A 7,286-nucleotide genomic window follows, 5' to 3' on the forward strand; every position below is an offset into this window, starting at 1 on the left:
CCTTTCGGCCGACGGCTCCGCCCGTTCGCGAGGGAGTTCAAGTCAAGCGAACGAGACCTTGGTGGACTTGCGGCGATAGCGCAGCGTGGCGCCCATCATGCCGAAGCCGAGCAGCATCATCGCCCAGGTGGCGGGTTCCGGAACCGCGGCGGTGGGCACGATCGCCAGGTTGCGGATGGCGATATAGGAGTTGCTGAAGCGAATGCTCTTGATCGGGGCCGCGGTGTTGGCGAAGCCGAAAAAGCCGGGCTCCTCTAGGTCCATGCTGTGCTCGGTCAGCGCGATCCGCTCGAGCTCGTTGCCGGCCATGTCGAATGCGGTGATCGACGCGTCGTCGTACAAGTTACCCGCCCAGTTCACCTCGGCAAGGAAGCCGGTGATCGCGGTGTCGAAGTTCAGCGTGAACGATCCGGAAGCGCTGTTGAGGCCGAGCAGCGGCGCGCCCTCCCACGTGTCATGCTTCTCGAAGCCCCAGGCACCTTCGTAGCCGACATAGCCGTCGTTGGTCGCGGTGAAGGTCACGCCTGGTGCGACACTGGTCGGTCCGTTGGTCTTCTGGAACGCACCCATCGTAAGCACGGAGCCGCCCGGCAGGCTGACGATCGGCGCGGCGACTGCCGGTGCGGCCAAGGTCATCAGGGCGGCGGCAGCGAACAAGTTGGTAAGCGTCTTCATGGATGAACCCCTGTAGAAATCTGGTTCGATGCATTACTGCACCGTCGCTATTCTTATGGCTGATCCGGCCCGCCGAATAAACAGGTAATGAACCACCTGTTAATCGCAATCTGTTCCAAGCTTAGATGAAATCATGGCGTTAACCAGTACGCTTCATCTTTGCATCGGTGGTCGGGTGTTTTGAGGGTACGCCCGGTCGCAGTAACCATGCAGCCGCTGATCATCCAGGTTTCGATCGCAAGATGATTCGCACGCTACCGATCGTCATTGCCCGGACGAGGGCCGGCGGCTAAGCCCGCGCGGTGTCCACGCTGCGCGCCCTGTTCCGGCTTCATCCAGCCTTGGCGGCGTTGCTGGTCGCGGCTGCGCTGGCGATGAAGATGCTGGTGCCGAACGGGTACATGCCGGTGAACGGCGCCGGTGGCATCACGCTCCAGCTCTGCCCGGGTGCCGCCGTAAACGCGCCAGCGCCTGCTCCGATGGCAATGGCACACCACGCGATGGCCGCGCCCGCCGACGACCACAGCGAGCGCATGCCTGCGTCGAAGGCCGAACTGCCCTGCGCGTTCGCCGGGCTTGCGGCGCCGGTGCTCGCCGCGGTCGATGCGGTGCTGCTTGCGGTCGCGCTCGCGTTCGTGGCGGCGGTGGCGATACGCGGCACGCATCGTCCGGCACCGCGCCCGACTTCCCGTCTGCGTCCACCACTCCGCGCCCCTCCCCTGCCTGCCTGACCACCGCCGGCGCCTGCGGGTGTCCAGGGCTTCATGATCGCGGCACGGCGCACGCCGCCGCCGCGATCTCGTGCGCAGGACTCCATGATCTCATCACCTATCAGGACGGCTGCGGCCGTCATCGCTCTCTTGCCGTCCGCGGCGCTCGCCCAGACCGGAAGCCGCGCAGCCGATCCGCGCGCCGGCGACATCGTCGTTACCGCTCGCTCGCTGTCGCCCACCGCGCAGGCCGCAGGGCAGACCGCCACCACGATCGATGAATCGGCAATCCGCGGAGTCCCCGCCACGACGATCGCCGATCTGGTCAAGCTGTCGCCGGGCGTCGCGGTCATCCAGGGCAATGGCCCGCGCGATGTCGGGCTGTCGATCCGCGGATCCAACGCGCGGAACAGCTTTGGCGCGCGCAACATCCAGGTCTTCGAGGACGACTTTCCGGTCACCCAGCCGGATGGCCTGGCGCGGTTCGACCTTGCCGATCCGCATGCCTATGGCGCGATCGAGGTGGTGCGCGGGCCATCGTCGGCGCGCTACGGCAATTACGCGCTAGGCGGAGCGGTCAATTTCCGCACGCGGCGCGGGCGCGATATCGACGGGCTCGATGTCGGCACCGACGTCGGAGGCGACGGCTATGGCAACGTCTATGCGACGCTCGGCCACGGCAACGACACGCTCGATTACAGCGTCTTCGGCAGCCTGGTCGGCGGGGTCGGCGCGACCGGGCATAGCGACTATCGCACCGCCACGATCAACGCGCTCGCCACCGCATCCCTCGGCGCGAACGATCGGGTCGCTGCCAAGCTGATCTACAATGCGGGCGAGTTCAGGCTGTCGACGCGGCTGTCCTACGACCAGTATCTGGCCAACCCGTATCAGCAAGGATGCGCCAGCGCTGCCACCGCCGCGGCAGGCTGCGGGACGATCCAGGTGTTCGTCAATGGTCGCAACGGGCAGCGCATCGCGCAGACCGCGACGGAGGGCGATCTCGCCCGCGACGATCGCCGCGCGATCCTCGGCGCGCGCTACGAACATGATTTCTCGCCGACCGCTACCTGGCGGACGCAGGCGACGTTCGACAGCCGCATCGTCTACCAGCCGACCAGCGCGACGCCGTTCCGCGGCGGCTTCGAAAGCTACAATCTCACCAGCGACGTCACCGCCGATCACCGGCTGGCGGGGATGGCCGCGACCGGCTTCGTCGGGATCTTCTACAATCATCTGGATAGCCGCAGCTTCAGCTTCAACAAGACGCCGGCGGGTCGCGACGGGTTCGGGGCGCCGACCCAGATCGTGATCGGCACGGTCGACAATATCGGCGTACGTGCGCGCGAGGATCTTGCGGTCACCCCGCGGCTGGGGCTGATCGTCGGCGTGGGGGCTGAGCGATCGACGATCGACGTCGCGCAGACCGCCTATAACTATCCCCCCGGCGGCGCGGCGATCACCACCGCGCTGCCCGCAAGACGGGTGTTCTGGAACGTCGCGCCCGATGTGGCGCTGCGCTGGCAGGCGATCGATGCGGTAAAGCTGCATGCGCGGCTCGCGACCGGCTATGGCATCCCGCAAGCCGGCAATCTGTTCGTCACCGCGGCGGGCGTGCCGGGCAACAACGTGTCGCTACGGCCCCAGCGCAATATCGGGCTGGACGTCGGCGCGGCGGTGGCGGTGGGCAAGCGGCTGGACGCGGAGATCACCGTCTATCGCGAGTGGTTCCGCGACGAACTCGTCGGCCAGTCGGCGGGGATCGATCTGCTCGCCTATACCAGCAACGTACCGCGCTCGCTCCACCAGGGGATCGAGGTCGGCGCGACGTGGCGCCCGGTCGCGGGGGCTCGGCTGTCGGCCAGCTACAGCTACCACGACCAGCATTATACCCGCTTCGAGGAGCGCTTGACCGCGGGGCGATCGTCGCGCGTGTTCGATCGCGCGGGCAATGCCATCCCAGGGGTGGTGCCCACGTTCATCAACCTGCGCGCCGGCTATGACCGGCCGTACGGCATCGCCCAGGGCCTTGGCGGGTTCGTCGAGGCGACGCATCGGTCGCGCTACGCGATCGACAACGCCAATCTGCTGTCGGTGCCGGGGCATGTGCTGGTCAATCTGAACCTCCAATACGATCCGCCGGCAGCGACAGGCAGTAGCTGGTCGCGGATCGGCGTGTTTGTCGCGGTGCAGAACGCCTTCGATACGATGCATGTCGGTTCGGCCGCGGTGATCAGCGACAGCCTGTCCGCCACGACCGGCGAGCAGAACCCGGCGAGCGTGCTGCGCACCACCACCGGATCGCTCTACGCGGGTGCGCCGCGAACCATCTATGCCGGCATCAGGAGCCGCTTTCGATGAACGAACTCCCCTCCGCGGCGGTCGTGCGGCGCTGGCCCGGACACAATGCGATCTGGCGGTGGCATTTCTATGCGTCGCTATTCTGCATTCCGTTCGTGCTGTGGCTGTCGCTGACCGGCTCGATCTACCTGTTCCGGCCGCAGATCGAGGCGTGGATCGACCGGCCCTATGCGCATGTGGCAGTCGCCGGCACTTCCGCTACGGCCGCGGATCAGGTGCAGGCGGCGTTTCGCGCGGTGCCGGGATCGACGCTCGCCGCGTACGAGCTGCCCGCGACGCCGGAGCAGGCGGTGCAGATGCTGGTGCGTACGCCCGGGGGCGACGTCCGCGTCTATGTGCATCCGCAGACGCTCGCGGTGCTTCACACCGTGGACGAGGAGTCGCGGATCATGCGGCTCGTGTTCCGGCTCCATGGCGAGCTGCTGGCCGGGCCGATCGGCTCCTATATGGTCGAACTCGCGGCATCGTGGACGATCGTGATGATCCTGACGGGGCTGGCGCTGTGGTGGCCGCGGGGCGGCGGGCTGGCAGGCGTGGTCTATCCCCGGTTGCGCGCCGGGGGGCGCCGGTTCTGGCGCGACATCCACGGCGTCACCGGCTTCTGGGTATCGCTCGCGGCGCTGTTCCTGCTGCTGTCCGGGCTGCCCTGGGCGCAGGGTTGGGGCGGTTACCTGAAGGTGATCCGCCATGTCGCCGAGGGCGCGCCCGCCAGGCAGGATTGGAGCAGCGCGCATGGCGAGCATCACATGGCGATGACGCCCGGCACCGCCTCCCCGGGTATCGAAGTGCTCGATCGCGTGGCGGCGACGGTGCGGCCACTGGCGCTCGCGCGCCCGGTGCTGATCGCGCCGCCGGTCGGCACGGGCGACTCGTGGACCGCGAAGTCCGACGCAGCGAACCGCCCGCTGCGCACCGATTTGACGATCGACGGGCAGACCGGGCGCCTGCTCACCCGGCGCGACTTTGCCCAGCGTCGGCTGGTCGATCGCGTGGTCGGCTACGGCGTCGCGATCCACGAAGGACAGGCGTTCGGCGGGCTCAACCAGCTGCTCAACCTGCTGACCGCGATCGGGCTGACGCTGCTGTCGATCAGCGGCGCGATCCTGTGGTGGCGCCGCCGCCCCACCGGCAAGCTCGGCGCCCCTCCGCCCCGCCCGGCCGCGCCGCTGGTGCGCGGCTTCGCCGTGGTGCTGGTGGGGCTGGGTGTGCTGCTGCCGTTGTTCGGCTTGTCGCTGGCGGTGGTTTTGGTGGCGGATCGGTTGGTGCTGACGCGTGCGGTGGTGATGCGGCGGTCAGAGTCACGTAGCGGGCAGGGGCACCGGGTCTGATGCACGCGCAGCCTCCGCTTGCGGCGGGCGCTGGAGATCGCGGGGGCCCTGACGCGACAGCGCGCGGCGATAGTTCATGATCACGGCGGACAAGGCCATCATCACCGACAACAGCATCTGGCTGCGCCCACCCAGCGACGTGACCGTGTACATCACGATCATCGCCGCCAACCCGCTGAAGACGAAGGCAATCTGTTGTTGGTCACGCACGGCAATCAGGCGATTGGAACGCAATCCCCAGAGCGGCACCATCGGCGAGATCAGCACGATCACGAAAATCAGAAGGCCAATCAGGCCAGAGACCAACGCCATATACAGGTATGTGTTGACGAAATCGACGATCCCCTCCCCCTGGATCAAATCGCGCAGTGAGTAGTACACCTGTCCTATAGGCCGGCCGATAAATGGATACTTCTTAACTTCCTCGACGCCGCGGGAGAAAAGCGACACTCGATAATCTGGTCCGTTGTTGATACCAAGCGTGCTGGTAACGCGGTCACCGACCGAAGAACTTGCGACCACCACGACGAGCAGACCTACACCACATAACGCCATCCGGCCTAAGCTCGCGATTTGGTTGCGGAAAAGTTGGTACGCTACGACGCCGACGATCAAGCCCATCCAAGCGCCACGCGATTGCGGTGCGAGGATGCCGACGGTCGTAATGCCGATAATAGCAAGATGGGCGTACCTGCTGCGGAACGCGCTGCGGATGGAATAGGTCGCGATGTAGCCGACAGCGAGGCAGAAGGCGAAGGAGACTGGCTCCGGAAACGGACCAGGAGAGCGAATGAACCCGCCGCGCAGTTTGACAGCAGCGCCAGCGCTGATCGGTATTCCATAGTGGGCGAATACGACCCGGTACATCGGCCAATGGCGAAAAGCCTCGTAGAACGCGAGCACGCACAAGGCCACCGTTGCCGCTATCAGCCCGAACAACGCGACACGAACGTCTTCAAACGTGCGCAACGACCGACTAACGACGTAGTAGGGTAGGAGCGTGTCCCATCCCGCCTCGATCGCAGAACGCATGACGTTGGTCGCAGACGTATCGCGCGCAGTCTGCGCTACCAGTAGCAGGAAAAAGAGGAGTGCTGGAACGTCCCAGACGATGGTACGCGAAAACGTGCCGCGGGAACGCAGCGCAAGCGCCGCAAGAGCTCCCAGCCCTGCCGCCATACCTACGTCGAACGTCAGTAGGTAGAGACTGCCAAAGCCCAGCACGACAGTGACCATGGGCATCGTAAGCTGAAGGAATAGGTAGATTGGCGCGATCAGGCGCCGTTCAGTTGCAAGGATTGGAACCGACAGCCCGACGATGAGATTGAGCGAGAGGATGGAAGGCGCGCAGAAGGCGGCGAACTGCGTCACGGCCGTCAGTAACATCAGCTTCGTCATCAGCAACTTGACCAGCGAACGATCACCGCACAGCCGAAGACAGAATAATCCGCTGACCAGAAGCGCTGATACGAAGCCGGCAGTTTTGATCAGTTCGAACACATCGATCTCGTCTAGCAGCGGCGGGCGTCGTCCGGCCGCGGGATGGCGACCGACTACCAGATGCGCACGATCAAACCCAACACTATCGGTTGCGGTCGCCAGCGTCATGATGCTTGACGTGAACCGACCGTTGTCGATCAGCGCTTCTGGCTGGACGCGGAAGTCGTGGGCCTAAGTATACAGGCGCGACCGTTGGGTATCCAGCCGAACGATGCCGCGTTTCAGAGCAGTCACCTGGCGAATTCCATCGCTGCACGCCGCTTCGGCGTGTCGGCGAGTGGCTGTCCCGCATACTCACGGATGCCCCAGGCGCCGTATTGCGAGATGGTGCCGGTGGCGGAGTACAGGGTCATGGTGTCGTTGAAGATCGTCTTCCAGTCGGTCAGGAACCGCTTGTAGATGTCGTACATCATCGGGCTACGCTGCATCTGTGCGGCCGTCTCGGCGTTCGCGGCTGGCGGAACGATGTGCTGGCCACCCTCATAGGCGATGTAGCGCTTCCCGTATTTGTCGGCCGCCGCCTTGTTCTCCTTTGCCTTGGCGATCGTGTTGGCACGCTGCGCCTCGAGGGCCACGAACAGCGTGAATAGATCGGTGACACCGGCATTGGCGCCGTTGAAGAAGCCGTGGCCGAAATAGGGCGCAGTCGCCAGCGCATCGACCCACTGCGCGGTATCGCGGAACTGCAGTATAGTGCGCGCCGTGTAGCTGT

Annotated in this window: 5 protein-coding genes and 1 pseudogene; 3 read left to right on the forward strand and 3 right to left on the reverse strand. The window is 65.5% G+C overall.

Features of this window, described 5'->3' with window-relative positions; genetic code table 11:
* Positions 1 to 42: 42 nt before the first annotated feature.
* A complete protein-coding gene (locus VF643_RS00805; RefSeq protein WP_331041458.1) occupies positions 43 to 675 on the reverse strand; it encodes a PEPxxWA-CTERM sorting domain-containing protein in 633 nt (210 codons plus the stop codon).
* Positions 676 to 977: 302 nt separating this feature from the next.
* Between VF643_RS00805 and VF643_RS00810 the strand changes: the two genes are divergently transcribed.
* From VF643_RS00810 to VF643_RS00820, 3 genes are all read left to right on the forward strand, one after another.
* Entirely contained in the window at positions 978 to 1,406 is a 429-nt protein-coding gene (locus tag VF643_RS00810) for a hypothetical protein (protein ID WP_331041459.1), read from the forward strand.
* Positions 1,407 to 1,490: 84 nt separating this feature from the next.
* Positions 1,491 to 3,746, forward strand: a complete 2,256-nt coding sequence (locus VF643_RS00815) for a TonB-dependent receptor family protein (protein WP_331041460.1) — start codon at positions 1,491 to 1,493, stop codon at positions 3,744 to 3,746.
* Positions 3,743 to 5,074 (forward strand): PepSY domain-containing protein, encoded by a 1,332-nt coding sequence (locus VF643_RS00820; protein ID WP_331041461.1) that lies wholly within the window; start codon positions 3,743 to 3,745, stop codon positions 5,072 to 5,074. Before VF643_RS00815 ends, VF643_RS00820 begins: the two co-directional genes overlap by 4 nt.
* Here the strand turns inward: VF643_RS00820 and VF643_RS00825 are convergent.
* On the reverse strand, positions 5,045 to 6,682 hold the full coding sequence (locus tag VF643_RS00825) for a hypothetical protein (protein WP_331041462.1): 1,638 nt from the start codon (positions 6,680 to 6,682) through the stop codon (positions 5,045 to 5,047). The genes VF643_RS00820 and VF643_RS00825 overlap by 30 nt on opposite strands.
* A gap of 122 nt (positions 6,683 to 6,804) precedes the next feature.
* Positions 6,805 to 7,286, reverse strand: a pseudogene (locus VF643_RS00830) (hypothetical protein); the annotation flags it as partial.

Source organism: Sphingomonas sp. (assembly GCF_036387595.1).
Taxonomy (GTDB): domain Bacteria; phylum Pseudomonadota; class Alphaproteobacteria; order Sphingomonadales; family Sphingomonadaceae; genus Sphingomonas.